This window comes from Teichococcus aerofrigidensis (assembly GCF_054073225.1).
In genome coordinates this window covers 18,174-44,354 of sequence record NZ_JBSXMU010000025.1, presented here as the reverse complement: position 1 = coordinate 44,354, position 26,181 = coordinate 18,174, and the positions used below count along the sequence as shown (strand labels likewise).

The 26,181-nt window shown below is 72.2% G+C and carries 24 protein-coding genes; 9 read left to right on the top strand and 15 right to left on the bottom strand.

Going from position 1 to position 26,181, the window contains the following annotated elements; genetic code table 11:
• On the bottom strand, positions 1-1,597 hold a 1,597-nt coding region (locus ACVMLK_RS08115), incomplete at its 3' end, for an AMP-binding protein (RefSeq protein WP_457486120.1).
• Positions 1,594-2,586 carry a Bug family tripartite tricarboxylate transporter substrate binding protein gene (locus ACVMLK_RS08110; RefSeq protein WP_198366670.1) on the bottom strand — a complete coding sequence of 331 codons (993 nt, stop codon included), beginning with the start codon at positions 2,584-2,586 and terminating at the stop codon, positions 1,594-1,596. The genes ACVMLK_RS08115 and ACVMLK_RS08110, both read right to left, overlap by 4 nt.
• 213 nt (positions 2,587-2,799) lie before the next feature.
• On the opposite strand from ACVMLK_RS08110, the gene ACVMLK_RS08105 reads away from it, so the two are divergent.
• From ACVMLK_RS08105 to ACVMLK_RS08090, 4 genes are read left to right on the top strand one after another with little or no spacing between them, the layout of a single operon-like run.
• Positions 2,800-4,347 carry an acyl-CoA synthetase gene (locus tag ACVMLK_RS08105; RefSeq protein WP_457486119.1) on the top strand — a complete coding sequence of 516 codons (1,548 nt, stop codon included), beginning with the start codon at positions 2,800-2,802 and terminating at the stop codon, positions 4,345-4,347.
• 25 nt (positions 4,348-4,372) lie between these two features.
• A complete protein-coding gene (locus ACVMLK_RS08100; protein ID WP_198366668.1) occupies positions 4,373-4,807 on the top strand; it encodes a Zn-ribbon domain-containing OB-fold protein in 435 nt (144 codons plus the stop codon).
• The gene (locus ACVMLK_RS08095) at positions 4,804-5,955 is read left to right on the top strand and encodes an acetyl-CoA acetyltransferase (protein WP_198366667.1); all 1,152 of its coding nucleotides are present in this window, start codon (positions 4,804-4,806) and stop codon (positions 5,953-5,955) included. Before ACVMLK_RS08100 ends, ACVMLK_RS08095 begins: the two co-directional genes overlap by 4 nt.
• Before the next feature lie 2 nt (positions 5,956-5,957).
• Positions 5,958-6,641: a nitroreductase gene (locus ACVMLK_RS08090; RefSeq protein ID WP_198366666.1), complete on the top strand. Its 684-nt coding sequence runs from the start codon at positions 5,958-5,960 to the stop codon at positions 6,639-6,641.
• 48 nt (positions 6,642-6,689) lie between these two features.
• Here ACVMLK_RS08090 and ACVMLK_RS08085 read toward each other — a convergent pair whose 3' ends face one another.
• From ACVMLK_RS08085 to ACVMLK_RS08065, 5 genes are read right to left on the bottom strand one after another with little or no spacing between them, the layout of a single operon-like run.
• Positions 6,690-7,619 carry a BKACE family enzyme gene (locus tag ACVMLK_RS08085; protein ID WP_198366665.1) on the bottom strand — a complete coding sequence of 310 codons (930 nt, stop codon included), beginning with the start codon at positions 7,617-7,619 and terminating at the stop codon, positions 6,690-6,692.
• A 3-nt stretch (positions 7,620-7,622) separates the two neighbouring features.
• Positions 7,623-8,558, bottom strand: a complete 936-nt coding sequence (locus ACVMLK_RS08080; RefSeq protein ID WP_457486118.1) for a 3-hydroxyacyl-CoA dehydrogenase — start codon at positions 8,556-8,558, stop codon at positions 7,623-7,625.
• A 22-nt stretch (positions 8,559-8,580) separates the two neighbouring features.
• Entirely contained in the window at positions 8,581-11,088 is a 2,508-nt protein-coding gene (locus tag ACVMLK_RS08075) for a branched-chain amino acid ABC transporter ATP-binding protein/permease (protein WP_457486121.1), read from the bottom strand.
• Positions 11,089-11,093: 5 nt separating this feature from the next.
• Positions 11,094-11,969, bottom strand: coding sequence for a branched-chain amino acid ABC transporter permease (locus ACVMLK_RS08070; RefSeq protein ID WP_198366663.1), 876 nt, complete (start codon positions 11,967-11,969; stop codon positions 11,094-11,096).
• A 58-nt stretch (positions 11,970-12,027) separates the two neighbouring features.
• A complete protein-coding gene (locus tag ACVMLK_RS08065) occupies positions 12,028-13,266 on the bottom strand; it encodes an ABC transporter substrate-binding protein (protein WP_198366662.1) in 1,239 nt (412 codons plus the stop codon).
• Positions 13,267-13,384: 118 nt separating this feature from the next.
• Between ACVMLK_RS08065 and ACVMLK_RS08060 the strand changes: the two genes are divergently transcribed.
• Together ACVMLK_RS08060 and ACVMLK_RS08055 are read left to right on the top strand one after the other, a co-directional pair.
• Entirely contained in the window at positions 13,385-14,074 is a 690-nt protein-coding gene (locus ACVMLK_RS08060; RefSeq protein ID WP_457486117.1) for a GntR family transcriptional regulator, read from the top strand.
• A 15-nt stretch (positions 14,075-14,089) separates the two neighbouring features.
• Positions 14,090-14,857, top strand: coding sequence for an SDR family oxidoreductase (locus ACVMLK_RS08055; protein WP_198366660.1), 768 nt, complete (start codon positions 14,090-14,092; stop codon positions 14,855-14,857).
• 86 nt (positions 14,858-14,943) lie between these two features.
• Here the strand turns inward: ACVMLK_RS08055 and ACVMLK_RS08050 are convergent, their stop codons facing one another.
• On the bottom strand, positions 14,944-16,041 hold the full coding sequence (locus ACVMLK_RS08050) for an ABC transporter substrate-binding protein (protein ID WP_198366659.1): 1,098 nt from the start codon (positions 16,039-16,041) through the stop codon (positions 14,944-14,946).
• 210 nt (positions 16,042-16,251) lie between these two features.
• Here ACVMLK_RS08050 and ACVMLK_RS08045 point away from each other — a divergent pair, with 210 nt between their 5' ends.
• Positions 16,252-17,436 carry a M20 aminoacylase family protein gene (locus ACVMLK_RS08045; protein ID WP_457486116.1) on the top strand — a complete coding sequence of 395 codons (1,185 nt, stop codon included), beginning with the start codon at positions 16,252-16,254 and terminating at the stop codon, positions 17,434-17,436.
• A gap of 16 nt (positions 17,437-17,452) precedes the next feature.
• On the opposite strand, the gene ACVMLK_RS08040 is transcribed toward ACVMLK_RS08045, so the two are convergent.
• The 7 genes from ACVMLK_RS08040 to ACVMLK_RS08010 form a co-directional block, all read right to left on the bottom strand.
• The gene (locus ACVMLK_RS08040; protein WP_198366657.1) at positions 17,453-18,424 is read right to left on the bottom strand and encodes an ABC transporter substrate-binding protein; all 972 of its coding nucleotides are present in this window, start codon (positions 18,422-18,424) and stop codon (positions 17,453-17,455) included.
• On the bottom strand, positions 18,421-19,548 hold the full coding sequence (locus ACVMLK_RS08035; RefSeq protein ID WP_457486115.1) for an LLM class flavin-dependent oxidoreductase: 1,128 nt from the start codon (positions 19,546-19,548) through the stop codon (positions 18,421-18,423). The genes ACVMLK_RS08040 and ACVMLK_RS08035 overlap by 4 nt, the downstream gene beginning before the upstream one ends.
• Positions 19,549-19,563: 15 nt before the next feature.
• Positions 19,564-20,697, bottom strand: coding sequence for an acyl-CoA dehydrogenase family protein (locus tag ACVMLK_RS08030; protein ID WP_422925252.1), 1,134 nt, complete (start codon positions 20,695-20,697; stop codon positions 19,564-19,566).
• A 142-nt stretch (positions 20,698-20,839) separates the two neighbouring features.
• Positions 20,840-21,334, bottom strand: coding sequence for an Lrp/AsnC family transcriptional regulator (locus ACVMLK_RS08025; protein ID WP_304621603.1), 495 nt, complete (start codon positions 21,332-21,334; stop codon positions 20,840-20,842).
• A gap of 13 nt (positions 21,335-21,347) precedes the next feature.
• Positions 21,348-22,130, bottom strand: a complete 783-nt coding sequence (locus ACVMLK_RS08020; RefSeq protein ID WP_422925250.1) for a YoaK family protein — start codon at positions 22,128-22,130, stop codon at positions 21,348-21,350.
• Positions 22,130-22,480 carry a chaperone modulator CbpM gene (locus tag ACVMLK_RS08015; protein ID WP_198366653.1) on the bottom strand — a complete coding sequence of 117 codons (351 nt, stop codon included), beginning with the start codon at positions 22,478-22,480 and terminating at the stop codon, positions 22,130-22,132. The genes ACVMLK_RS08020 and ACVMLK_RS08015 overlap by 1 nt, the downstream gene beginning before the upstream one ends.
• A 3-nt stretch (positions 22,481-22,483) precedes the next feature.
• On the bottom strand, positions 22,484-23,449 hold the full coding sequence (locus ACVMLK_RS08010) for a DnaJ C-terminal domain-containing protein (RefSeq protein WP_457486114.1): 966 nt from the start codon (positions 23,447-23,449) through the stop codon (positions 22,484-22,486).
• 150 nt (positions 23,450-23,599) lie between these two features.
• On the opposite strand from ACVMLK_RS08010, the gene ACVMLK_RS08005 reads away from it, so the two are divergent.
• Positions 23,600-24,925 (top strand): DUF1800 domain-containing protein, encoded by a 1,326-nt coding sequence (locus ACVMLK_RS08005; RefSeq protein WP_422925247.1) that lies wholly within the window; start codon positions 23,600-23,602, stop codon positions 24,923-24,925.
• On the top strand, positions 24,922-26,139 hold the full coding sequence (locus ACVMLK_RS08000; RefSeq protein ID WP_457486113.1) for a DUF1501 domain-containing protein: 1,218 nt from the start codon (positions 24,922-24,924) through the stop codon (positions 26,137-26,139). The genes ACVMLK_RS08005 and ACVMLK_RS08000 overlap by 4 nt, the downstream gene beginning before the upstream one ends.
• Positions 26,140-26,181 lie beyond the last annotated feature (42 nt).

Here is a 26,181-nt window from a genome sequence, read left to right as displayed (position 1 = left end):
GGCGCACCCCCCCCGGGGGGGGGGGGGCGGGTCTGGCCACGTGGCGCGCCGCCTCCTGCCAGAAGCCCGCGCGTAGCGCCTTCTTGTCGATCTTGCCGATCGGCGTGGTGGGCAGGGCGTCGATCAGCACCACGGACTTGGGCGCCTGCACCGGGCCCTTCAGGGCGCGCACATGCTCGGCCAGCGCCGCCTCGTCCGGACGCCGGCCATCGCGCGGCACCACGAAGGCCTGCACCCGCTCGCCCCAGCGCGCATCCGGCACGCCGATCACCGCCGCCGCCGCCACGTCCGGGTGGGTCGCCAGCGCATCCTCCACCTCGCGCGGATAGACGTTGAAGCCGCCGGAGATGATCATGTCCTTGCGCCGGTCGACGATGTGCAGGTACCCGCCCTCGTCCTCGCGCGCGATATCGCCGGTGTGCAGCCAGCCGCCGCGCAGGGCCTCCTCCGTCTCCGTCGGCCGCTTCCAGTAGCCGCGCATGACCAGCCGGCCGCGCACGCAGATCTCGCCCGGCTCGCCGCGCGGCACGGGCGTGCCGTCCTCCGCCAGCAGCCGCACATCGACGCCGGCCATCGGCTCGCCGCAGGAGGAGAGCAGCGCCGGCCGCGCCGGATCATGATCCGCCCGGCGCAGCAGGCAGACGGTGTTGGGCGCCTCCGTCTGGCCGTAGAGCTGCATGAACACGGGGCCGATCCGCTCCATCGCCTCCAGCAGCGTGGCGGGGGCGATGGGCGCCGCGCCGTAGATGAAGGTCTCCAGCCCGCGCGTGCGGGCGCGCGAGAGTCTGGGCTCGGCCAGCAGGGCGCGGATCATGGTGGGCACGCCGAAGCCGCAGTTGATGCCCTGCTCCCCGATGCGGCGGAGATAGGGTTCCGGCTCGAAGCCGCCCAGTACGTGCACGGTGCCGCCGCGCAGCAGCACCGGGATCACCAGCGAGCCCGCCGCGTGACTCAGCGGCGTCGCCAGCAGCATGCGCGGCACGGCGGGCCAGTCGTATTCGGCCAGCATCATCGTCGCGCATTGCACCAGGGCGCGGTGCGGCAGCATCACGCCCTTGGGCTGACCCGTGGTGCCGCCGGTATAGCTGAGCTGGCCGAGATCCTCGTCGTCGCCGACAGGGTCGAGATCATCGCCCGATTCTTCCGCCGCCGCCGCCTGCAGGTCGCGCCGCCGCCCCTCGCCGCCGCCGAGCGACAGCACCAGCGGGCATCCCGCCGCCTCCGCCGCCGCATGGGCGCGCTCCGCCTCCGCCGGGTCGTGCACCAGCAGGCGGATCTCGGCGTCGCGCAGGATATGGGCGAGGTCGGCCGGGCCGGCGAGGCGGTTCAGTGCCGTGTAGCGGCAGCCGATGAGCTGCGCGGCGGTACGGACCATGAACACCTCCGGCCGGTTGGCCATCAGGGCCGAGACGCCGTCCCCCCGCCGCAGCCCAAAGCGCAGCAGGGCGCGGGCCATGGCGCTGATGCCGTCCGCCACGTGCCGGCGCGACCAGACCTGCCCATCCTGCGCGAAGGCCGGCCGTTCCGGATGGCGCCGCAGGCCCAGCAGGGCGAGATGGGCGATGGTGACACCGGCCTGCGCCGTCGCGCCGCTCATTCGGGCTGGATCCCGGCGGCCTGGATCAGCCGCTGGTTCAGCGCGGCCTCGCGGGTCAGGCGGGTCATCAGCGCCTCCGGCCCCGGCGCGGCGGGCACCAGGCCGAGGCTGTCCAGCCGCGCGCGGGCCTCGGGCGCGGCGAAGGCCTCCACCGCCGCCTTCTCCAGGCTGGAGCGGATGCCGGGCGGCGTGCCCGCCGGCGCCGAGAGGGTGAACCAGCCGCTGCTGACGAAATCCTTCTGCCCCAGCTCCTCGAGGGTCGGCACCTCCGGCAGAACGGGGTTGCGCTGCGGCGAGGGGATGGCCAGCGCCCGCAGCCGGCCTGCCTCGACATGCGGCCGCGCCGGGGCGAAGGTGGAGAACATCAGATCGGCCCGGCCGGCGATGGTGTCGGTCAGCGCGGGCGGCGAGCCGCTGTAGGGCACGTGCAGCAACTCCGTGCCGGTGCGCGCCATCAGATCCACCATCATCAGATGCGCCGTGGTGCCCACGCCCCAGGTCGCGAAGGACAGCCGCCCCGGCCGCTGCCGCGCCGCCGCCAGCAGCTCCTCCAGGCTGGACCAGCGGGGATTGGCCACCAGCAGGAAGAGCGTGTCCGAGATCATCGTGATGTGGGCGAAGTCCTTCACCGCGTCGAAGCCCGGATCGCGCAGGGCGTAGGGCGCGGTCGTGAAGGTGACCACCGTGCCCATCAGCAGCGTATAGCCGTCCGGCCTGGCCCGCGCCGCCAGACGCGCGGCGAGGGTGGTGGAGGCGCCGGGCCTGTGGTCGAGCACGAAATTGCCGCCGAGCCGCCGGTGCAGGCCCTGCGTGAGCACCTGCCCCAGCACATCCGGCGCGCCGCCGGGCGCATAGGGCACCAGGATGCTGACCGGCTGGGTGCCGGGATAGTCGGCCGCCGCCCTGGCCGGGCGCGGCAGGGCGGGCGCCGCCAGCGCGCCGGCGAGGCCGGCCAGCAGGGGCCGCCGTCCAAGATTTGAAAGGGTCATCGTCCTTGTTCGCTCCCGCCAGTCCCTGTCCGAGCCCTCTTCGGGGCCGCCGCGGGGGGAGCCTGCGATAGGCTCGGCCCTGGTGTCAATTTCGCTGTGCGATCCGGAAAGATTGCTGGGCGGACATTGACGGCTTCCCCCCGGATGCTCCAGGCTGGCCGCAAGCGGCAGGACAGCCGCGCGACGTCCATGAGGCAGGGGAGTGGTCCGAGGATGGCGCATCTGGCGCGATGGGCCGGGCAGCAGCCCGAGAAGGTGGCGGCATACTTCCCGGATGACGGCACCGCCCTGAGCTTCGCCGAGCTGGACCAGCGGTCCAACCGCATCGCGCAATGGCTGATCGGCCTCGGCCTGCGGCCGGGGGACGGCATCGCCCTGCTGCTGGAGAACGGCCCCGCCTTCCTGGAACTGGCCTATGCCGCGCGCCGCGCCGGCCTCTACTACACCCCGCTCAGCACCCATCTCCGCGTGCCGGAAGTGGCCTACATGCTGGCGGACAGCGACGCGAAGCTGCTCATCACCAGCCCGGCCATGGCGGAGCTGGCGCAGGCGCTGCAGTCGGAGGGCGCCCTGGGCGAGCGGCTGCGCTACGCGACCGGCACGGGGCTGGCGGGCTATGAAAGCCTGGAGGCGGCGCTCCTGGCCTATCCCGGCCCGGCGGCGCTGCCGGAGCGCCCCGTGGGGCGGGAGTTCCTCTATTCCTCGGGCACCACCGGCCTGCCCAAGGGCATCCGCCGCGACCTGCTGCCGCCGGAGCGGCGCGAGGCGCCCGACTGGACGCCCGGCTGGCTCGCCAGCTACGGCTTCGACCGCGACACCGTCTACCTCTCCCCCGCGCCGCTCTATCACGCGGCGCCGCATCGCTACACCACGCGCGCCATCGACCTCGGCGGCACCGCCGTGGTGATGCGGAAGTTCGATGCCGGGAAGGCCCTGGCACTGATCGAGCGGCACCGCGTCACCCATAGCCAGTGGGTGCCGACCATGTTCATCCGCCTGCTGGCCCTGCCGGAGGAGGTGCGGAACCGCCACGATCTCTCGAGCCATCGCGTCGCCATCCATGCCGCCGCGCCCTGCCCGCGCGATGTGAAGCAGGCGATGATCGCGTGGTGGGGCCCGATCCTGGTCGAGTACTACGCGGGCTCGGAGGGCATCGGCGGCACCGTCATCGACAGCCGGGACTGGCTGGCGCATCCGGGCTCGGTCGGGCGGCCGCTGGAATGCCGCCTGCACATCCTGGACGAGGCGGGGCGGGAATTGCCGCCCGGCGAGGTGGGTGGCATCTGGTTCTCGCCGCTCACCCCCGGCGCCCCGCGCTTCCGCTACCACAACGCGCCGGAGAAGACCGCCGCGGCCTATGACGCGGAGGGGCGGGGCACCTATGGCGATGTGGGCTCCGTCGACGAGGAGGGCTTCCTCTATCTCAGCGACCGGCGGGCCGATCTCGTCCTCTCCGGCGGCGTGAACATCTATCCCTGGGAGATCGAGCAGGTGCTGGTGCAGCATCCGGCGGTGGCCGAGGCGGCGGTGATCGGCGTGCCGCATGCGGAGTTCGGCGAGACGGTGCGCGCCATCATCCGCGCGGCTGACGGCGTGGAGGCCGGGCCGGCCCTGGAGGAACGGATCATCGCCTTCTGCCGCGACCGGCTGGCCGGCCCGAAATGCCCGCGCCAAGTGGACTTCGTCGAGGAGTTGCCGCGCAGCGAGACCGGCAAGCTGCTGCGCCGCATCCTGAAGGAGCGCTACCGCGCCGCGCCCTGAACCCATACCGAGGAGACGACACCGCATGAGCCTGCCAGCGGGCCGCCCGCGCCCCGAACCGACACCCGAGACGCAGCACTTCTGGGAGGGCGCGCGCGCCGGCGAGCTGCGCCTGCAACGTTGCACCGCCTGCGAGAAGGTCTATTTCCCGCCGCGCCCCTTCTGCCCCGGCTGCGGCTCGCGCGAGGTCGCGGTCTTCGCCGCCAGCGGCCGCGCCACCCTGCACAGCTATGTCATCCATCACCGCAAGGTGCCGGGCTTCGAGCCGCCCTATGCCATCGCCGTGGTCGAGCTGGAGGAAGGGCCGCGCATGATGACCAATATCGTCGACTGCCCGCAGACGCCCGAGGCGCTGCAGCTCGACATGGAACTAGAGGTGGCCTTCACCCCGATGGACGACGAGATCAGCCTGCCGCTGTTCCGCCCGGCCCAGGGGTCAGACAGGGGAGAGCGGGCATGAGCATCGCCCCGGGCTCCATCGCCATCGTCGGCGCGGCGGAAAGCACCCGCATCGGCGCCGTGCCCGAGATGTCGCAGATCATGCTGCACGCCGATGCGGCGCTGAACGCCCTGGCCGATGCCGGGCTGAAGCCCGCCGACATCGACGGCGTGGCCTGCACCGGCGCGATGATGACGCAACAGATCGCGCACTACCTCGGCATCACGCCGAAATGGGTGGACGGCACCAGCGTCGGCGGCTGCTCCTTCATGCTGCATGTCCGCCACGCCGCCGCCGCCATCGCCGCCGGCTATTGCCGGACGGTGCTGATCACCCATGGCGAGAGCGGCAAGTCGCGCATCAACGCCACGCCGCGCCCGCCGGAGCCGCAGAGCCTGAACGGCCAGTTCGAGGCGCCCTATGGTCCCTTCGGCCCGCCGACGCTCTTCCCCATTCCCGTGCTGCGCTACATGAAGACCTATGGCGTGACGCATGAGCAGCTCGCCATGGTCGCGGTCGTGCAGCGGGAATGGGCGGGGCGGAATCCGCGCGCGGCGCAGCGCGAGCCGATCACCGTGGATGACGTGCTGAACAGCCGCATGATCGCCTATCCCTTCCGGCTGCTGCAATGCTGCCTGGTGACGGATGGCGGCGGCGCGCTGATCCTGACCTCGGCCGACCGCGCGCGCGATTTCCCCCAGCCGCCGGCCTATCTCCTCGGCACGGGCGAGAGCGTCGAGACCAACATGATCAGCCAGATGGAGGACTTCACCTCCTCTCGCGCCTTCCGCGTCGCCGGGCCGACCGCCTTCCAGGCCGCCGGCATCCGCCACGCCGATGTCGATCACCTGATGATCTACGACGCCTTCGCCCATCTGCCGCTCTACGGGCTGGAGGATCTGGGCTTCGTCGGGCGAGGGGAGGCGGGGGCCTTCATCGAGGCCCGCCACACCGCGCCCGGCGGCAGGCTGCCCATGAACACCAATGGCGGCGGCCTCTCCTACACCCATACCGGCATGTACGGCATGTTCGCCCTGCAGGAGAGCGTGCGGCAGGTGCGCGGGCAGGCGCCGGCCCAGGTGCCGGACGTGAAGGTCTCCGTCTGTCACGGGGTGGGGGGCATGTTCTCGGCCAGCGGCACCGTGATCCTGGGGCGGGAGCGGCCCTGAGGATGGCGGGCGGCCAGGCGGCGATCGAGGCGGCCATCACGGGCCGCCGCAGCATCCGCGGCTTCCTGCCGCGCCCGGTGCCGACGGAGGTCCTGCGGCGCATCCTGGCGGTGGCCAGCCGGGCGCCGAGCGGCAGCAACATCCAGCCCTGGAAGCTGCACGCCGTGACCGGCGCCGCCCTGGCGCGGCTGACCGCGGCCATGGGCGCCGCCCATGCGGCGGGCGAGGCGAGCCGCCGGGAATATGAATACTACCCGGTCACCTGGCGCTCGCCCTACCTCGAGCGGCGCCGCAAGCTCGGCTGGCAACTCTATGAACTGACAGGGGTGAAGCGCGGCGATCACGAAGCCGGCGCGCGGCAGGTCGGGCGCAACTTCAGCTTCTTCGGCGCGCCGGTGGGGCTGGTCTTCACCATCGATGCCGATATGGAGCAGGGCAGCTGGCTCGACTACGGCATGTTCCTGCAGAACATCATGATCGCCGCCCGGGCGCACGGGCTGGAGACCTGCCCGCAGGCCGCCATCGCCAACTACCCGGACATCCTGCGGCGGGAGCTCGGCATCCCGGAGAGCGAGATCGTCGTCTGCGGCATGGCGCTGGGCTTCGAGGACCCGGCGGAACCGGCCAACCGGCTGCGCTCGGAGCGCGAGCCGGTGGACGGCTTCGTGACCTTCCACGATCGCTGAAAGGCGGGAGGGGAAGGCCTCTTCCCCTCCGCCCGCCGGCGCGCGGGCTCAGAAGGCGACCTTGTCGCCGCCCTTCAGCGCCAGGATCTCGCGCGCCTCGTCCGGCGAGGCCACCTCCAGTCCCAGCCCCTCGATGATCTGCCGGGCCAGCCGCACCTGTTCGGCATTGCTCTCGGCGAGGCGCCCCGGTCCGCCCCAGAGGCTGTCCTCCAGCCCGACGCGGACATTGCCCCCCATGGCCGCCGCCATGGCCGCGATCGGGAGCTGGTTCCGCCCGGCGCCGAGCACCGACCACTTGTAGTTGTCGCCGAACAGGCGGTCGGCCGTGCGCTTCATGTGCAGCACGTCCTCCTCATGCGCGCCGATGCCGCCCTGCAGGCCGAAGACGGTCTGGATGAACAGCGGACCGGTGACGATGCCCTGGTCGAAGAAGTATTTCAGGTTATAGAGATGCGCGGTGTCGTAGCATTCGAACTCGAAGCGCGTGCCGTTCTCGCGGCAGGTCGTCAGGATGTACTCGATGTCGGCGAAGCTGTTGCGGAAGATGATGCCCTTGTCGGAGAGGTAGTCCTTCTCCCATTGGTGCTTGAACTCCTTGAACCGGTTCAGCATCCCGAAGAGGCCGAAGTTCATGCTGCCCATGTTGAGGCTGGCGACCTCCGGCTTGTGCGTGGCGGCCGGGCGCACGCGCTCCTCGATGGTCATGGTCGGCGCGCCGCCGGTGGTGATGTTCACCACCGCGTCGGTGCGTTGCTTGATCACCTTGAGGAAGGGGGTGAAGCCTTCCGGCGTCTGGTCCGGCCGGCCATCCTCGGGGTTGCGCGCATGCAGGTGCACGATGGCCGCGCCCGCCTCGGCGGCCCCGATGGCGGCATCGGCGATCTGCTCGGCGGTGACCGGCAGGTGCGGCGACATGCTCGGGGTGTGGATGGCGCCCGTCACGGCGCAGGTGATGATGACTTTCCGCTTCGTCGCCATGGATCAGTTCTCCTCCTGGGTCCTCTTGTGCGCGCGCAGCGCGGCCAGCCGCTGGTCGCGCCAGCGCATCTTCGCCGGCAGGTCGCCCTCGGCCGGCCAGTGCGACAGGATGCGCGCCGTCGCCTCCTCGCCATAGACCTCGGGCCCCGCCGGCTCGGCCGCCAGCCGTTTGTAGAAGCCGGTGTAGCGGGCGCAATAGTCCGGGATGCCGCCCGGCGCGTTCAGCTCGATGGTCTCGAAGGGCCCCATGAAGGACCACCGCAGGCCGAGGCCGTCCTTCACCGTGTGGTCCAGATCCTCCGGCGTGACATAGCCCTCGGAGACCAGGCGGAAGGCCTCGGCCAGCAGCGCGCCCTGCAGGCGGTTGAGGATGAAGCCCTCCACCTCCTTCAGCACCGTGATGGGCACCTGGCCGATCCCGGCATAGATGGCGCGGGCCCGCAGGAGGATCTCGGGGGCGGTCCATTCGGCGCCGGACAGTTCCACCAGCGGGATCAGGTGCGGCGGATTGACCGGATGGCCGATCAGGCAGCGCGACCGCCCCGCCAGCCCGGCGGCGAAGAGCGAGACGCGGATCGCCGAGGAGGAGGAGGCCAGGATGGCCTCGGGCGGCGCCAGCCGGTCCATTTCGGCGAAGAGCCGCTGCTTGACGGCGAGGTCCTCCGGCCCGTTCTCCTGCGCGAAGCTGGCCCCCTCCAGCGCCGCCGCGAGATCCGGGCTGGCCGTGATGCGCGCGGCGGCGCCGGCCGGATCGTCACAGAGGCCCTGCGCGGCGAGGTCCCGGAGGCCTTCCGCGCAAAGGCCGAGGGCGCTCCCGGCCACGCCCGGCGCCGGATCGTGCAGGGCGACGCGCCAGCCGGCGCGGGCGAAGATCATCGCCCAGGCGCGGCCGATCAGGCCGGCGCCGATGATGGCGACCTTGCGGGTCTCGGATGTCATGCGGTGATCCTTGAGGGGCGCATCAGAGCCAGAGGACCTTGCGCCGCAGGTCCAGATCGTCCCGCAGCAGGCGGGATTCGCCGCGCCAGGTCACCGCGCCGCGCTCCAGCGCCACGGTGCTGTCCGACAGCGCCAGGGCGAGGTCGAGGTTGTGGTCGACGATGAGGATGGAGATGTCCTTGCGCAGCCTGTCGAAGGCTTCGAACAGCTCCTCCGTGACGGCGGGGGAGAGTCCCTCGAAGGGCTCGTCGAGCAGCAGCAGGCGCGTGTCGCCGGACAGAGCGCGCGCGACCGCGACCATCTGCTGCTCGCCGCCGGACAGGGCGTCGGCCGGGGTGCGCCAGCGTTGCCTGAGGCGCGGGAAGGCTTCCAGCACCCGCTCCTCCGACCAGTGCTCGCCGGCGCCGGTCAGCCGCTTCAGCCGGCCGAGCGCCAGGTTCTCGGCCACCGACATGCCGGCGAACAGGCCGCGCCCCTGGGGCACGAAGCCGATGCCGCGCCGGGCGATGCGGTCGGCCGGCAGGCCCGCGATCTCCTCGCCGGCCAGGGTCATGCTGCCGCTGGCGGGCCGGGCGATGCCCATGATGCTCTTCAGCAGGGTGGACTTGCCGGCGCCGTTGCGGCCGAGGAGCGCCAGGATCTCGCCCTGCTTCACGGCGAGGTCCACGCCCTGCAGGATGTGGCTCTTGCCATAGAAGGTGTTGATGCCCTCGAGCCGCAGCAGATCCTCGGGCCGCGCCGAGGAGGTGCGCGGCCGCGCCGCGATGGCGCTGGTGCCGGAGCCGAGATAGACCGCCTGCACCCGCTGATCGGTGCGGGCATCCTCGACCGTGCCGTCCACCAGCACCTCGCCGTCGTTCATCACCGTCACGCGGTCGGCCAGGGCGAAGACGCGGTCGATGTCGTGCTCGACCAGCAGCACCGGGATATCGGCCGAGATGCGCTTGATCAGCTCGCCGACGCGGGCGCGCTCGGCGGTGGCCAGGCCGGCCAGCGGCTCGTCGAGCAGCAGCAGGCGCGGGCGGGTGGCGACGGCCACCGCCATGTCCACCAGCCGCTGCCCGCCATAGGAGAGGGCGCCGGCCTCGGCCTTCTCGATGCCGGCCAGGCCCATCCAGCGCAGCAGCGTCGCCGTGTCGTCGTTCATGTCGTCGTATTCGCGGGCATCGTGCCAGAGGCCGAAGCGGGCCGCGTGCCGCGCCTGGATGGCGAGGCGGAGATTCTCCTCGATGCTGAGGCCGGGGAAGAGGTTGGTGATCTGGAAGGAGCGGCCGATGCCGGCGCGGGTGATGCGCTGCGGCTCGAAGCCGGTGATGTCGCGCTGGTCCAGCATCACCCGGCCCTTGTCGGGCGGGAACATGCCGGAGATCAGGTTGAAGGCGGTGGTCTTGCCGGCGCCGTTCGGGCCGATCAGGGCATGCAGCGTGCGGTCGGCCATCTCGAAGCCGACGCCGCGCACGGCGTGGATGCGGCCGAAGCTCTTCTCCAGCCCCTCGACGCGCAGCACCGGCCCCTGCGCCACGCCGGGCCGAACGAACCGGTTCGGCACGGGGGAGGGATCGACGGTGCGCCGCGCCGACATGGCCGCGTCCTCGACCTCCTTGCGGCGGAAGGGCGCGAGGAGGCGCCGGCCGACACCGACCAGCCCGTCCGGCGAGAAGACGATGAAGCCGACGAAGAGCAGGCCGAAGACCAGCAGCCAGTTCGCCGTGTAGATCGAGAGGAACTCGCGGAACAGGATGTAGAAGAGGGCGCCCAGGGCGGGCCCGAGAAAGCTGCGCATGCCGCCGATGACGACCATGGCCAGCATCTCGCCCGAGAAGGCGATGGCGATGGGCTCGGCGGAGGCGAAGCGGTGGTTGAAGGCGGCGAGCACGCCGGCCAGGCCGGTGACGCTGGCCGAGAGGGTGAAGGCCAGCAGCTTGTAGCGGTCGGTGTCATAGCCCAGGAAGCGGGCCCGCTGCTCGTTCTCGCGGATGGCGACGAGCACGGTGCCGACCGGCGCGCTGTGGAAGCGCCAGAGGAGATAGACCACGCCGAGGCCGATGGCGGCGACGGCGGTGTAGTAGAGGGCCGCGCTGTCGAGCGCGGCGTAGCGGGTGATGCCGCCGAAGCCGTTCTCGCCGCCGGTGAGCGAGGTCCAGCGGAAGGCGATGGTGAAGAGCATCGCCGTCAGCGCGAGGGTCAGCAGGGAGAAGTAGACGCCGCGGCGGCGCAGGATCAGCAGGCCGGCGAGGCAGGCCAGGGCGGCCACCACCAGCACGGCGCCGAGGCCGGGGAGCAGCATGTCGCCCGGGAAGAGGCTGCGCTGCAGGATGCCGGCCGCATAGGCGCCGATGCCGAACCAGGCGCCATGGCCGAAGGAGACCAGGCCGGTATGGCCGACCAGGATGTTCAGCCCCATGGCCGCGATGGCGAAGATCGCCACATCGGTGGCCGAGACCAGGGTCAGGCCGAGCGCCGGCAGCAGGAAGGGCAGGATGATCAGCGCCGCGAGGGCGATCAGCAGCGGGCGGATGTCGCGGGTCATGATGCTCACTCGAACTTCGCGATGCGTTCGCCGAACAGGCCGCGCGGGCGCAGCAGCAGGACGAGCAGCATGAGGAGGTAGATCGAGGCCTCGGTGGCCGGCGGGAAGGCATAGGCGGCGATGCCGCGCACCACGCCGACGATGATGGCGGCGACCACCACGCCCCAGAAGGAGCCGAGGCCGCCGATGACCACGACGACGAAGGCGAAGGTCAGCACCTCGGCGCCCATCGCCGGATGCACGCCGAGCACCGGCGCCAGCATGACGCCGGCCAGCGCCGCGAGCCCGACCGCGATCATCACCACGGCCGACATGTAGGGACGGAGCGAGATGCCGAGCGCGCCCACCATGTCGGGGTTCTGCACGCCGGCCCGCACCACGCGGCCGAAATGGGTCTTGCGCAGCAGCAGCCAGAGGCCGAGCACGCAGAGCGCCGCCACGCCCAGGATCATCAGCCGGTAGCGCGAATAGATGAAGTCGCCCACCTCCACCTGGCCGCGCAGCGCGGCCGGGATGGAGAAGGGGATCGGCGCCGCGCCGAAGACCATGCGCAGCGTCTGCTCCGCCACCATCGCCAGGCCGAAGGTGAGCAGCAGGGAGAGCACCGGGTCCGCCCGGTAGAAGCGCCGCAGGAGGAAGCGCTCGATCACTAGGCCCAGCAGCGCCACCAGCACCGGCACGGCGATGAAGGCGCCGCCGAAGCCGAGGCTCGGCGCCAGCGCCACGGTCAGATAGGCGCCGATGGCGTAGAAGGCGCCATGCGCCAGGTTGACGATGCCGCCCAGGCTGAAGATCAGCGAGAGGCCGAGGGCGATCAGCAGGTAGTAGGCGCCGATCAGCAGGCCGTTGAGGACCTGCTCCAGCAGATCGAAGAATTCCAAGGGAAGGGCTCCTGCGACGCGACGGGGAACGGCGCCGGGAGGGCCCGGCGCCTCGGCATCAGCTGGGGAAGGTGCAGCTCGCCTCGTCCGGCGTGGAGGCGATCGCCTCCAGGCTCTCGCCCGGCCCCGGGATCGGCGGCGAGGAGGTGAAGATGTCGAAGCGGTCCTTCTGCTCGGCGGGGGGCAGGGCGGAGATCGCGTACATCTCCGTCATGATCTGGTTGTCGCGCGCGCGGAAGTAGCTCTCGCGGTCCTTCAGCACATTGAACCTGGCGCCCTTCTGCAGATGCTCGACGACCTTGGCGACGTCGTTGCTCTTCAGCTCGTTCATCGACTGCGCCAGGATCTTCACGGCGTTGTAGTCGCCCCAGGCCTGGTTCTCCGGCGGCCGGCCGAAGCGGCCGCGGAAGTCGGCGGTGAACTTCTTCGCCGCCGCGTTCTCCAGCCGGTGGTGCCACATGGTCGGCCAGGTGCCGAGGAAGTTGCCCGATCCCGCGCCCCAGGCCAGCGCCGTGTCGAAGCCGAAGCCGGCCACCGGCATGGCGAGGCCGAACTCGGAATACTGCTTCAGGAAGTTGGTGATCTGCGCGCCGGCGAGGTTCGCCACCACCACATCCGGCCGCGCCCGGCGCAGCTTCAGCAGGAAGGGCGAGAAGTCCGTCAGGTCGGTCGGGATCAGGTCCTCATTGGCGATGGTGCCGCCATTCTCGCCGAGGAAGCGCTTGGCGACCTTCAGCAGGTCGTGGCCGAAGGCGTAGTCGGCGGTCAGGGCATAAGCCTTCTTGTCGCGGATCAGCCCCTTCTCCATCAGGGCGCGGCCGACCGCCTTCACGTACATCGAGTTCTGGCCCTCGATGTGGAACATGTTGCGGCGGCAGTCGGTGCTGCGGAGCGCGTCGGAATTGGCGCCGGTGTTGATGAACATGGCGCCTTCGCGCTGCACGACCTGGCCGATGGCGAGCGCCGAGGCGGAGTTGATCTCGCCCAGGATGTAGCGGATCCCGTCACGCTGGATGTAGCGCTCCGCCTTGGAATTGGCGGTCTGCGGATTGACGCTGTCCTCGAAGCTGATCTCCAGCTTGCGGCCGTTGATGCCGCCGCCGGCATTGACCTCGTCCATCGCCAGCGTCGCCGCCTGCACGGCGAACTCGCCGAGCGGCCCGAGGAAGCCGGTGCGCGGTGTCAGGTGGCCGAAGCGCAGCGTGTCGGACTGCGCCCGGGAGATGGCGGGGGCACCCAGCAGGGCGGCGGCGCCGAGCAGGGCACCGCGCCGCGTCACGCGGGGGAGTTCGGTCATTCTCTCGGTTCCTCTCCGTGGCGGAATTCTGTGATCCCGCTTCTTGACCGATCACGGATCGTGATCTGTGATCACAGCAAGGCTTGCCCATCGCCGCCGGCTTGTCCAGAGAGAATCCGTGAACCACGCCATCGCCAGCTTGCCCGTGCTCGAGCGCCGTACCCTGGCGGAGGCCGCCTATGCGCATCTGCGCGAGCTGCTGATCTCAGGCCGGGTCGCGCCCGGCGAGCGGCTGTCGCTGCGCGACCTGTCGGAGGCGCTGGGCGTCTCGGTCATGCCGGTGCGGGAGGCGGTCAGCCGGTTGATCGCCGACCGGGCGCTGGAGGTGGCGCCGAACCGCGCCGTTCAGGTGCCGCGCCTGACGCGTGGCCAGTTCCAGGAGCTGGCCCAGGTGCGGGCCGGCATCGAGGGCTGGGCGGCGGGGTTGGCGGCGGAGCGGTGCGATGCGCGCGCCCTGGAGGCGATCACGGCGGCGGAGGCGGCGGCGCGGCTGGACCGCTCGGCGCCGGAGACCGGGCGGGTGGTGGCGCTGAACCGCGACTTCCACTTCGCCGTCTATGCCGCGGCAGGCCTGCCGACCCTTCTGGAGGTGATCGGCGGTCTGTGGCTCAAGGCGGGGCCGGTGATCAACCTCGACCTGCGCCACTCGCGCGACCGGCTGACCGCCGGCCATGCGGCACGCTGCCATGCCGCGGCGCTGGCGGCCATCCGGCGCGGCGATGCCGGGGCGGCACGTGCCGCCATCGCCGAGGACATCGTCCGCGCCGCGGAGTTCATCATCGACAAGGGCGGCCTACCGCCCGGCTGAAGGAGGAACGGCATCATGGATCTGGGCATCGAGGGGCTGCGCGTGCTGGTCACGGCGGGAGCGGCGGGGATCGGCCGCGCCGTCGCCGAGGCCTTCGCGGAAGAGGGCGCGAAGGTCTTCACCTGCGACCTGGACGAGGCGGGGCTGGCGACGCTGCCGGCCGGCATCGGCCATCGCCGCGCCGATGTGGCCGACCGGCGCGAGGTGGCGGCGCTGTTCGAGGCGGCGCTGGCGCAGCTCGGCGGGCTCGACGTGCTGGTGAACAACGCCGGCATCGCCGGGCCGACCGGGCGGCTGGAGGAGATCAACCCGGAGGACTGGGACCGCTGCCTGGAGGTCTGCCTGACCAGCCAGTTCAATTGCGCCCGGCTGGCCATCCCGCATCTGCGCCGCTCGGGCAATGCCAGCATCGTCAACCTCTCCTCGGCCGCCGGCCGGCATGGCTTCGCGCTGCGCGCGCCCTACGCGGCCGCCAAATGGGGCGTGATCGGGCTGACCAAGTCGCTCGCCATCGAGCTGGGCGATGACGGCATCCGGGTGAACGCCATCCTGCCGGGGCTGGTCGCCGGGGACCGGCAACGGCGCGTGCTGGAGGCCAAGGCGCAGCAGAAGGGCATCAGCTTCGCGGAGATGGAGCGGCTTGCCTTCTCCTTCACCTCCATCAAGGACTATGTCACGCCGCGACAGCTGGCGGACCAGATCCTCTTCCTGGCCAGCCCGCGCGGGCGGACCATCTCCGGCCAGGCGATCAGCATCGACGGCGATACGCGCATGCTGTCCTGAGAAGGAATTTTACATAACATATCTTATGCAGCTTGTGGCCCGCTGCCTTGGCCTGGCGCCGGCGCGTCCCCTCAGGCCGCGCCCCCTCAGGCCATGTCGGTCCAGTAGGTCCCCTCCATAGGGACCGTGGCGAAGCGCTCGTTCAGCACGGCCTGGCTGGCCGCCGGATCAAGCGCCGCCGCGGCCTGCGGATGGAACCAGCGGGCCATGGCTTCCACGGCGATGACATGGGTCGGCGAATCATTGAAGCCGTGCCACAGCGCATGCGCCCGCCCACCCTGCACCGCCGGCAGGCTGCCCAGGTTCTGGCGGCGGATGACCTCCTCCAGGCTGGCGCGCGCCGCCGCCGCCTCGACGCCCACGCCGAGGCTGACCCCGCCGCGCCCCCCGAAGGGCCCGCCCGTGGCCACATAGACATCCGGATTGCGCGCCAGCACGGCTTCGAGGTTGAGCTGCCCGGTCTCCGCCGGCAGGGTCTCGGCGCCGATGTTCCGCCCGCCGGCCGCCTGGATCAGGTCGTCGAAGACCCCGCGCCCGGGCGAGTAGCAGCAATCCGTGCCGCCCGCATGGACGTGCATGAAAACCGAGGGCCGCGACGCGGCTCCGGCGAGCACGGTCCGGACCGCCTGCATGCGGCCGCGATGGAAGGCCAGCAGCGCCTGGGCCTGGGCCTCGCGGCCGATCAGCGTGCCGAGTGTCTCGAGGCTCGGCTCCGTGTCGCGCAGCGGCGCGATGAAGAAGTCGATGACGGCGGCCGGAATGCCGGCGGTTTCCAGACTCCGCAGCAGACCCTGCGCCCCGGCCTCGCCCAGTGCCATCAGGTTGCGGCGGCTCAGCAGCACGAGGTCCGGCCGCGCCGCCAGGATCATCTCCAGCGAGGCGCCGCCCAGGTTCTGGCCGAGGTTCGGCAACTGGTCGAGCGCGGGGAAGCGCTGCCGGTACTTGGCGTATTCCCGCGCCTCGCCACGCCGCATGTCCTCGCTCCAGGCGACGACCAGGCTGGCGGGATCGGGATGCAGGAGATTGAGCACCGCCAGGTGCCGCCCCTGCCCCAGCACCACCCGGCGCGCCGGGCGCGGCAGCGCCACTTCCCGCCCCAGCAGGTCGCGGGCCCGCACCGGCGCCTCGGCCCGCGCCAGCCGGGGCGTGGCCAGAAGCGGCGATGCCAGGAGGGGGATGGCCATGCCCGCCGCGCCGCTCAGCAGCCGGCGCCGCGACAATCCCGTCCCGCCCGCGCATCCAGCCGCCATGCCCTGCCCTTCCATCATGTTCCTGCCCCGCGACCATAGCCGCGCGCCCGCGGCGCACAAGCCACGCCGCCGGTTTGACAGCCCCGCGTGGCGAGGGCGACGATGCCGGCCATTCAGATCGCCAGCGAAGACCGACGGACCCCCATGGACAATGCCCTGCTCGACGCGCTGAGGCGTCACGAAGCCGAATTCATCGCGCTGCGCCAGGACCTGCACCGCCATCCCGAACTTGGCTTCCAGGAGCATCGCACCGCCGGCATCGTCGCCGGCAGGCTGCGCGACTGGGGGTTCGAGGTGACGACCGGCCTGGCCGGCACCGGCATCGTCGGCACGCTGCGCGGCCGCCGGCCTGGGCAAGGCGCCATCGCGCTGCGGGCCGACATGGACGCCCTGCCGATCCGCGAGGCCACCGGCCTGCCCTATGCCTCGGAGCGGGACGGGGTGATGCATGCCTGCGGCCATGACGGGCACACCGCCATGCTGCTGGCGGCCGCCCGCCACCTGGCGGAGAATCCGGATTTCGGCGGCACGCTGCACGTCATCTTCCAGCCGGCCGAGGAGAATCTCGGCGGCGGCCGCGCCATGGTCGAGCAGGGTCTGTTCGACCGCTTTCCCTGCGACGCTGTCTTCGGCCTGCACAACGAGCCGGGCCTGCCGGTCGGGCATTTCGCCACGCGCGCGGGGCCGATGCTCGCCGCGATGGACAGCTGGGCGGTGGAGTTCCGGGGCACCGGCGGGCACGGCGCCATGCCGCACCGCGCGACCGACCCCACCCTGGCCCAGGCGCAGTTCCTGCTGACGCTGCAGGCCGCCATCGGGCGCAACATCCCGGCGCTGGAGGCGGCGGTGATCAGCGCCGGCTACATCTCGGCCGGCACGCCGGCGGCGCCGAACGTGATCCCCGCCAGCGTGGTGCTGGGCGGCACGGCGCGGACCTTCCGGTCAGAGGTGCGCGACATCCTGGAGCGCCGGCTGCGCGAGCTGGCCGAGGCCGCCGCCCTGGCGCAGGGCTGCACCGCGACCATCCGCTTCGAGGCCGAGTATCCGGTGCTGGTCAATTCCGCGGCGGAAGCGGCGCGCGCCGCCGATGCCGCCGCCGCCCTGGCCGGGGAGGCCGCGGTGCGGCGCGAGGCGGCGCCGATCACCGCCGCCGAGGACTTCGCCTACATGCTGCAGCGCAGGCCCGGCGCCTTCATGATGACCGGCAACGGCACCGGCCCGGATGGCGTCCTGCGCCCCGTGCACACGCCGCTCTACGACTTCAACGACGCCGCCCTGATCCATGGCGCCGCCTATTGGGTGACGCTGGCGCGGCGGGAGCTGGCCTGAGCCCTCGCCGGCCCGCTCAGGCCGCGTTGCCGGCGCGGATCGCCTCGGTGAAGGAGGCGTCCAGCAGATCGGCCGCCGCGATGCGCCGCCGCACCAGCCGGGCGCGGGTGTAGAGGTCGATGTTGCGCTGCTCGTCCGCCGCCACGCTGTCGTCGATCGGCACGACGCGGGTGCGCGCGCGGGCGAACCAGTGCTCGGCCACCGGCTGCGGAATGTTCATCAGCGCCGACCAGGACCGGGCATAGGCCGGGATATTGGCATTGGCCCAGGCCCGGGCCTGCGCCAGGCGGCGGACGAACTCGGCCAGATCGTCGCGCCGCGCCGCGATGGCGTCGTCCCGCGCCGCCTGGAAGGACAGGCCCGGCGTCAGCTGGCCGCCATGCACCACGCGCCGGCCGCCGGCCAGCACCTCCTCCTGGCTGACATAGGGCTCCCAGGTGGACCAGGCATCGACGGCGCCGCGCGCATAGGCCGCCTTGGCATCGGCCGGCAGCAGGAAGACCAGCTCCACCGCGTCGGTGCCAAGTCCGGCCTCCTCCAGCGCCGCCAGCACCAGCTGATGGCCGATGGAGCCGCGCCCCGTGGCGATCTTCCTGCCCTTCAGATCATCGAGGGAGCGGACCGGGCTGTCCTTCGGCACCACGATGGCCAGACCCTCGCGGTTCTCCCGCGTGGCGGCGATGGCCTTGGCCGGCACCCCGGCGGCGGCGCCGAAGGTGAAGGGGGCATCGCCCACCAGCCCGGTGTCGATGGCGCCGGCATTCAGCGCCTCGACCAGCGGCGCGGCGGCGGGGAACTCGCTCCAGGCGAAGCGCTCCTCGACGCCCTTCAGCACCCCCGCCGCTTCCATCACGGCGCGGGCATTGCCGCGCTGGTCGCCGACCCGCAGGGGCGTCTGCGCCCGCAGGAGGCGCGGCGCGCCCAGGCCTGTGGAAAGCCCCGCGCCCAGCGCGGCACCGGAAAGGATCAGGCTGCGGCGGCGGATCATTCGGCGGCCACGCCCTGCTGCTGGCGGGCCAGCCGCTCCGCGACCAGCCGGCGCGTGGCCGGCAGCAGGGAGCGGCCATACTCCACCGCGTCCTCCAGCGGGTCGAAGCCGCGGATCAGGAAGGTGGTCACGCCCAGCGCGTGGTATTCGAGGAAGGCTTCGGCCACCTGCTCGGGCGTGCCGACCAGGGCGGTGGTGTTGCCGCGCGCGCCGGTCTCCCGCGCGATGGCGGTGTAGAGCCGCCCCTCCGGCCGGTCGCCCAGGGCGGCCGCGGCCAGCAGGCGCTGCGAGCCGGCGTTCTGCGGCTGGCCGTCCGCCGGGCCCAGCGCCGCCGCGCCGCGCACCCGCCGCACCTCGGCCAGGATACGCTCCGCCTTGGCCCAGGCGGCCTCCTCCGTCTCGGCCAGGATCGGGCGGAAGGACAGGCTGAAGCGCACCTGCCGCCCATGCTTCGCCGCCTCGGCGCGCACCCGCGTCACGATCTCGCGCACCTGGGCCTGCGTCTCGCCCCAGAGCGCATAGACATCGGCATGCCGGCCGGCGACGCGCAGCGCCGCTTCCGAGGCACCGCCGAAATAGACCGGGATGTGCGGGCGGCGGACCGTCCGGACCTCGGGCGAGGCCCCCTTGATGCGATAATACGCGCCCTCGTGATCGACCGGCTGCCGTGCCGTCCAGATCGACTTCAGGATCGAGACGTACTCATCCGTGCGGGCGTAGCGGGAATCCTTGTCCAGCCAGTCGCCGTCGCGCGCCTGGTCGGCATCGTCGCCGCCGGAGATGACATGGATGGCGGCGCGGCCGCCGCTGAGCTGGTCCAGGGTGGCGAAGGCGCGGGCGGCGGTGCTGGGCGCCTGGAAGCCGGGCCGGTGCGCCACCAGGAAGCCCACCTTCCGGGTCTGCGCCGCCAGCCAGGAGGCCAGTTCCAGCCCGTCCGGGCCGTTGCTGTACCAGCCGATCAGCATGCGGTCGAAGCCCGCCTCGTCATGCGCGCGCGCCGAGGCCAGGAGATAGGCGGGATCGATCGCCTCGCCCTGCGCCGGATGGATCTCCGACTGCTCGCGCGGCTGGATCATGCCGATGAATTCAAGGGCGCCCGTCGGGTTCGGGTCGGTCTGGGTCATGGCGGATCTCCTCTGTCAGGCCAGCCCGAGGGCGGCCCGCCCGGCGGCGAGCCAGGCACTGTCGGGTTGCGGCGTATGGATGCGGGCGCACAGCACATCACGCAGATGCCGCTCCAACGGGTTGGCACGGGCCAGCGCGTGATTGCCGCAGAGCGCCACGGCCTGCTGCACCACGGCGATGGCGTTCTCCGCCGCCAGGGTCTTGATCAGGCCGTAATCGGACACGGCCATGCTCTCGCGCCGGGCGGCATCGGCCACCAGCCGGTCATTGGCCAGCAGCAGCGCCTCGATCCGGCCGACCGCCTCCTGCATGCGGGGCAGCGTGGCGAGCGGCGCGCCCAGGCTGGCCGGCGCGCGCTGGCGCAGGAAGTCGAGCAGCCAGTCGCGCGCGGCCTGCGCCACGCCGGTATAGAGCGCCGCGATCAGCAGGGTGTTCCAGGCGACCTGCTCGGCATCCGGGCGGCCCCAGGCGGCGGGCGGACGGAAGTCGATGGCATGGTCGAGGGGCAGCAGCACCTCCTCGAAGACCACATCGTGGCTGCCCGAGGCCCGCAACCCCGCCTGATCCCAGCTCTCCTCGATGCGCAGCCCGGCGGCGCCGGCCGGAACCAGCGCGATGCCGGTGCGCGGCTCGGCCTCCTCGGTGCGGCACCAGACCAGCATCCAGGACAGCGCCGGCGCGCCGGTCGAGTAGATCTTGCGGCCGTTGAGCCGCCAGCCCTCGGGGGTGCGGCGCAGGGTGGTGGCGGGCAGGCCGCCGCGTGCCGGCGTGCCGAGCTCGGGCTCGACCCGCAGCGCATTGACCAGTTCGCCGCGCTCGACCGCGCCGCGCCCGAGCAGGACGCGCAGATGCTCCGGCCAGCCGGCACTGCGAGCGATCGCCTGATGCTGGATGAACTGCATGGCCAGCACCAGCGCCGTGGCCGGGCAGCCGCGACCGATGGCGCGCACCACCGCGACGGCGCGCGGCAGCCCGGCGCCTTCGCCACCCTCCTGCGGACGGACGGTCAGTCCCAGCAGGCCGGCCTTGTGGAGCGCGGCGAAGTTCTCGTGCGGAAAGCTGCCCTCCCGGTCATGCGCCGCCGCTCCCCTGGCGAAGGCCTGCGCCAGGGTCTCGAGGCTGTCGGGACGATAGGACAGGCCATCCATGCGAGCGGAACCTTCCGATAGGGCGGGGCGAGACGAGAGATCGGAAGGTAGGCGCGCTGTATTTACCGATAAATAGGCGCTATTTTCGAATTCTGCGGCGCAGGGAGATGATTATTCCCCGAAGGCGGCCCGCCGAGGAAATCTATCCCTCATCGCCGCCGCGCCGGCGGAAGGCACCGGCCTCCAGCGGCAGGGCGGTGGTGTGCTTGATCCGCTCCATGGCGAAGCGCGAGGTGACGTTGCGCAGCGGGACGCTGGCGATCAGGCGCTTGTAGAGCCTGTCGAAGGCGGCCATGTCGGGCACGGTCACCCGCAGCATGTAGTCGACCTCGCCGGCCATGCGGTAGACCTCCATGATCTCGGGGATCTGCCGCACCAGCGTGGCGAAGCGCTCCAGCCATTCCGGGGAGTGATCGCCCGCCTCGATGGCCACGAAGACCGAGAGGCCGAGGCCCACCTTGTCCGGCGCCACCAGGCCCACCCGCCCGGTCAGCACGCCCGCCGCCTCGAGCTTCTGGATGCGCTTCCAGCAGGGCGTCGGCGACAGGCCCACCCGGTCGGCCAGTTGCGCGATCGGCAGGGTGGCGTCCTGCTGCAGCAGCGCCAGGAGCTTCTGGTCGATCTCGTCCATCAACATCGGAGGATGGTCCTCAGCCCTGGGCCTGATGCCGTTGCAGCGCCGCCGGGGAGAGGTCCGGGCGCACCACGGCATTGGCCAGCAGGAGCAGGATGCAGGCCAGCGGCACGCAGGAGACGAAGCCGAGATGGCCGAAGCTGAGCGCCCCCGCCACCCCGCCGCCGAAGAAGCTGGCCAGCAGCCCCAGGAGCAGGCGCAGCTTGGCCCGGTCGGCGCGGATGAAGGGGCGGTCCGGCGTCCGGCGGTCGCGGTTCCAGTAGACCAGCTTGCCGAGCTCGATGCCGATATCGGTGACGATGCCGGTCACATGGGTGGTGCGGATGCGCGCGCCGGAGATCTTGGTGATGGTGGCGTTCTGCAGCCCCATCAGGAAGCAGAGCAACGGCACGGCGGGGATCGCCACGCGCTCGCTCTGCGCCCAGGCGCCCAGCAGGCCGAAGGCGGCGAGCAGCGCGACCTCCAGCAGCAGCGGCGCGGCGAAGGGATTGCGCCGGAAGCGGCGGCGGCCCCAGTTCACCAGCAGGGCCGCGGTGGCCGCGCCGCCGAGGAAGGCGAGCAGCGCCACGAGCCCGCCCAGCATCAGCGCCACGCCGCCCACCGCCAGATGGTCCGCCATGGCGGAGACATTGCCCGACATGTGCGAGGTGTACTGCCCGACCAGCATGAAGCCGCCGGCATTGATGGCGCCGGCGATGAAGGTGAGCGTCAGGCCGAACTGCGCCTCGCTCGCCTCGGCGATCAGCAGCCGCGGCCCGGGGCGCGCGGCGTGGCGCTCCTCCCCCCGCCCCGCCGCCATCACCCTGGGCCTGCCCCTTCGGCCCCGGCCTCCGCCATCCGCAGGGCCGCCAGGATGCGGTCCCGCGTCCCGGCATCGGCCGCGTCCAGCGCCGCGCGCAGGCGGCGCATCTGGCGGCGGGCGCTGTAGAGCTGGTCCAGCAGGGAGAGCACGACCGGCATCGCCTCCTCATCCAGGGCCAGGCCCTGGCGCAGCTCGTGGATCAGCCGGGCGCGCGCCACGTCGATCTCGCGCAGGCGGTAGTGGCCGGGGCCGCCCTCGGCGCGCAGCCAGGCGCGACCGATCCAGAGTTCCACCTCCTCGCCGCGCAGCCCCTGGATGCTGTGGCAGAGAGTCTCGATGGTGATCATCGCCTAATCCACCATGCCCTGTCGCGGATTGAAGGGGTGTTCCGCACTCCACTCCCGCAGGAAGTCCTCCAGCCGCTGATCCACCTCGCCCCGGACGATGCGCAGGGAGACATAGGCATCGCCCGCCGGCCGCCCGCCGTGCGCCGGCACGCCGCGCCCGCGCAGCCGCAGCCGGGTGCCACTGTCGGAGTGGCGGGGCACCGTGACGCTGACCGGCCCGCCCGACGTCGGCACCGTGATCCTGCCGCCGAGCACGGCCTCGGAATAGGTCACCGGCACCTCCAGCTGGATGTCGTTGCCCTCGCGGCGGAAGATGGCGTGCGGACGGATGCCGATCTCGATCAGCGCGTCCCCCGCCTTGCCATCCGGCCCGGCGGCGCCGCCCTGGCCGCGCAGGCGCAGGATCTGCCCTTCCTCGATGCCGGCCGGCACCCGCACCTCCAGCGTCTTGCCGGTGGGCAGCGTCAGGCGCTGCGTGCCGCCGTTCACGGCGTCGAGGAAGTCCAGCTCCAGCCGGTAGTGCTCGTCGCGGCCCTGGCGGGGACCGGCGCCGCCCCGGCCCGGGCCTTGTCCCGGCCCCTGGCCTCTGCCGAACAGGTCGGCGAAGATGTCGCCCAGATCCTCGGGGTCGAAGCCGGCATAGGCGCCGGAGGCACCCGCGCCCGCCGCGCCGGGCCGGTAGCGCGGTCCCTGCCCGCCCTCGGCATAGCTGCGGTAGGAGGCGTGTTCCGGCTGCCGCTCCTGACCCGTCGCGTCGATCTCGCCGCGATCGTAGCGGGCCCGCTGCTCCGCGTCGGACAGCAGCGCATGCGCGGCCGAGGCCTCCTTGAAGCGCTCCTCGGCCGCCTTGTCCCCGGGATTGAGATCGGGGTGGTGGCGCTTGGCCAGCTTGCGGTAGGCGGAGCGGATCTCGTCCTCACCCGCCGTCCGGGCCACGCCCAGCACCTGATAGGGATCCTTGGCCGCCATTCCTGTCTCAACTCCGTCGGCGGCCGCCGCGATGCCGCCCTGCCTCTCCTTCCAAGATAGGCGCGGTCACGCTGGAATGAACAGCGGTCGCGGCGCTGCAACATTCTGTGGCTGGACGGAAGCCCTGTTGGCCTTGCTACCCTGGCGTGCATGTCCTCCGCCGCTTCGCCTCTGCAAGCCGAGATCCGCTTCGGCCTGGGCCTCCGGCCGGATCGCCCTCCGCCGGCCGATCCCCTGGCCTGGCTCGACGCCCAGCTCGAGGCGCCGGACCGCGCGCCGCCGGCCCCGCCGGGACGATCCACGCCCGGCGATCTCGCCGAGGGCTACCGCATCTGGGCGGAGCAGGATGCCATGCGGCCCTTCGAGCCGGGCCAGAAGCGGCCGCTCGAGCTCTACTTCGTCGATGAGGCGAGCACCGCGCTCGGCTGGCGTATCGACAGCGAGGCACCCTATCGCGAGCGCCTGGTGGCGTTCTGGACCAATCATTTCACCGTCAGCAAGCGCGGCGGCACGGGGGTCACGGCGGCGCTGCCCGACTTCGTGCGGCACGCCATCCGCCCGCATGTCACCGGCCGCTTCACGGAGATGCTGCTGGCGGTGGAGCGGCACCCGGCCATGCTGAGCTACCTCAACCAGAACTCCTCGGTCGGCCCGAACAGCCGCTTCGGCCGGCGCAGCGGGCGCGGGCTGAACGAGAACCTGGCGCGCGAGATCCTGGAACTGCACACCGTCAGCCCGGCGGCCGGCTATACCCAGGCGGATGTCACCGCCTTCGCCCGGCTGCTCACCGGCTGGGGCGTGCAGCGGAACCGCGAGCCCTTCGGCGCCGTGTTCCGCGTCGCCAACCACGAGCCGGGCGCCAAGACGCTGATGGGCCGGCGCTTCGAGGAGGGCGAGGCCGCCAGCGAGGCCGCGCTGCGCTTCCTGGCCGAGCATCCGGCGACGCACCGGCACCTCGCCGTCAAGCTCGCACGGCACTTCGTGGCCGACGACCCGCCGCCCGCCGCCGTGGCCCGCATCGAGGCGGTGCTGCGCGACACGGGGGGCGACCTGCTGGCCGTGTCCCGTGCCCTGCCCCGCCTGCCGGAGGCCTGGGCGCCGCCCCTGGGCAAGCTGCGGGCGCCGCAGGACTACATCGTCGCCGCCCTGCGTGCCTGCGGCGCCGAGGGCGAACGCCTGGCCCGCTTCGCCTTCGGCGCCTGCCACGCGCTGAACCAGCCGCTCTGGGTGGCGCCGCAACCCAATGGCTGGCCGGACCTGGCCTCGGCCTGGCTGGGACCCGAGCCGCTGCTGCGCCGGCTGGACTGGTCCTACGACCTGGCGGGCCGCTTCACCCGCGCCGAGCCCATGGCGCTGCTGGAGGCGGCACTCGGCCCCCTGGCCTCGGCCGAGACGCGCGCCGCGGTCCGGCGGGCCGGCGCCCCGCGCGATGCCATCGCCCTGCTTCTCGCCAGCCCGGAGTTCCAGCGCCGATGAGCCAGACGAATCCTCATCTGCCGCGCCTCGGCCGGCGTGGCCTGCTGCTCGGCCTCTCCGCCCTGGCCGTGGCGGGCAATGCCCGCCTGGCCCTGGCCTCCGGCGCCCCGCCGGCCAGCCATGCCGAGCGCCGCCTCGTCGTGGTGCTGTTGCGCGGGGCGATGGACGGCATGGCCCTGCTCGCCCCCTATGGCGATCCCGACTACCGCGCGCTGCGCGGCGCCGTCGCCCTGCCCGAGCCGGGGCAGGAGGATGGCCTGCTGGAGTGCGGCGGCTTCTTCGGCCTGCATCCCCGGCTGGGCGGGATGCACCGCTGCTTCCGGGAAGGGTCTCTGCTGCCGATCCACGCCGTGGCCGGCCCCTACCGCAACCGCAGTCATTTCGAGGCGCAGGACATGATGGAGAGCGGCACCGACCACCGGCTCTCCTCCGGCTGGCTCAACCGCGCCCTGGCCGGCCTGCCCGCGCGGCCGGCCGGACGGCCCGAGGCGGCACTCGCCCTCGGCCTCGACCTGCCCCTGCTGATGCGCGGACCGCAGCCGGTGGGCATGTGGGCGCCCCCGCGCCGGCTGCGGCCGGATCCCGACCTCTACGCCCGGATGGCGGACCTGCTGCATGCCGATCCGCTGCTGGGTCCCTCGCTGCGGGAGGGGCTGCGCGGGCGCGGCTATGCCGAGGGCGTGCTGGGCGGGGCGCCGCCGGCCAAGGGCGGCTTCGCGGCGCTGGCCGGCACCGCCGGACGGTTGCTGGCGGCACCGGGCGGGCCGCGCGTCGCCGCGCTGGAGATGGGCGGCTGGGACACCCACGTCGACCAGACGCGGCGCATGGATCCCGTGCTGGGCCAGCTCGACGAGGGGCTGATGGCCTTGCGCGAAACGCTCGGCGAGGCGGCGTGGAACCAGACCGCCATCCTGGTGATGACCGAGTTCGGCCGCACCGCCCGCGCCAATGGCGACAAGGGCACCGATCATGGCACCGGCGGCGCGGCGCTGCTCGCCGGCGGCGCGATACGCGGTGGCCGGGTGCTGGCGGACTGGCCGGGCCTGGCGGAGTCCCAACTCTACGAGAAGCGCGACCTGCAGCCGACGCGGGATCTGCGGGCCATCGCCAAGAGCCTGTTGCGGGATCATCTCGGCCTCGATGCCAGGGCCATTGCCGCCGCCTTTCCGGACAGCGGCGAAGTGGCACCGGAGGCGGGCCTGCTGCGGGGCTGATCGCCTTTGGCTTCCAGCCTTAAAGGATTGTCATAAGTACTT

Bases quoted from the DNA above. Each gene is read 5' to 3' on its own strand.
- ACVMLK_RS08110 (WP_198366670.1), bottom strand. From the start codon at position 2,586: ATGACCCTTTCAAATCTTGGACGGCGGCCCCTGCTGGCCGGCCTCGCC.
- ACVMLK_RS08105 (WP_457486119.1), top strand. From the start codon at position 2,800: ATGGCGCATCTGGCGCGATGGGCCGGGCAGCAGCCCGAGAAGGTGGCG.
- ACVMLK_RS08100 (WP_198366668.1), top strand. From the start codon at position 4,373: ATGAGCCTGCCAGCGGGCCGCCCGCGCCCCGAACCGACACCCGAGACG.
- ACVMLK_RS08095 (WP_198366667.1), top strand. From the start codon at position 4,804: ATGAGCATCGCCCCGGGCTCCATCGCCATCGTCGGCGCGGCGGAAAGC.
- ACVMLK_RS08090 (WP_198366666.1), top strand. From the start codon at position 5,958: ATGGCGGGCGGCCAGGCGGCGATCGAGGCGGCCATCACGGGCCGCCGC.
- ACVMLK_RS08085 (WP_198366665.1), bottom strand. From the start codon at position 7,619: ATGGCGACGAAGCGGAAAGTCATCATCACCTGCGCCGTGACGGGCGCC.
- ACVMLK_RS08080 (WP_457486118.1), bottom strand. From the start codon at position 8,558: ATGACATCCGAGACCCGCAAGGTCGCCATCATCGGCGCCGGCCTGATC.
- ACVMLK_RS08075 (WP_457486121.1), bottom strand. From the start codon at position 11,088: ATGACCCGCGACATCCGCCCGCTGCTGATCGCCCTCGCGGCGCTGATC.
- ACVMLK_RS08065 (WP_198366662.1), bottom strand. From the start codon at position 13,266: ATGACCGAACTCCCCCGCGTGACGCGGCGCGGTGCCCTGCTCGGCGCC.
- ACVMLK_RS08055 (WP_198366660.1), top strand. From the start codon at position 14,090: ATGGATCTGGGCATCGAGGGGCTGCGCGTGCTGGTCACGGCGGGAGCG.
- ACVMLK_RS08050 (WP_198366659.1), bottom strand. From the start codon at position 16,041: ATGGCCATCCCCCTCCTGGCATCGCCGCTTCTGGCCACGCCCCGGCTG.
- ACVMLK_RS08045 (WP_457486116.1), top strand. From the start codon at position 16,252: ATGGACAATGCCCTGCTCGACGCGCTGAGGCGTCACGAAGCCGAATTC.
- ACVMLK_RS08040 (WP_198366657.1), bottom strand. From the start codon at position 18,424: ATGATCCGCCGCCGCAGCCTGATCCTTTCCGGTGCCGCGCTGGGCGCG.
- ACVMLK_RS08035 (WP_457486115.1), bottom strand. From the start codon at position 19,548: ATGACCCAGACCGACCCGAACCCGACGGGCGCCCTTGAATTCATCGGC.
- ACVMLK_RS08030 (WP_422925252.1), bottom strand. From the start codon at position 20,697: ATGGATGGCCTGTCCTATCGTCCCGACAGCCTCGAGACCCTGGCGCAG.
- ACVMLK_RS08025 (WP_304621603.1), bottom strand. From the start codon at position 21,334: ATGTTGATGGACGAGATCGACCAGAAGCTCCTGGCGCTGCTGCAGCAG.
- ACVMLK_RS08020 (WP_422925250.1), bottom strand. From the start codon at position 22,130: ATGGCGGCGGGGCGGGGGGAGGAGCGCCACGCCGCGCGCCCCGGGCCG.
- ACVMLK_RS08015 (WP_198366653.1), bottom strand. From the start codon at position 22,480: ATGATCACCATCGAGACTCTCTGCCACAGCATCCAGGGGCTGCGCGGC.
- ACVMLK_RS08010 (WP_457486114.1), bottom strand. From the start codon at position 23,449: ATGGCGGCCAAGGATCCCTATCAGGTGCTGGGCGTGGCCCGGACGGCG.
- ACVMLK_RS08005 (WP_422925247.1), top strand. From the start codon at position 23,600: ATGTCCTCCGCCGCTTCGCCTCTGCAAGCCGAGATCCGCTTCGGCCTG.
- ACVMLK_RS08000 (WP_457486113.1), top strand. From the start codon at position 24,922: ATGAGCCAGACGAATCCTCATCTGCCGCGCCTCGGCCGGCGTGGCCTG.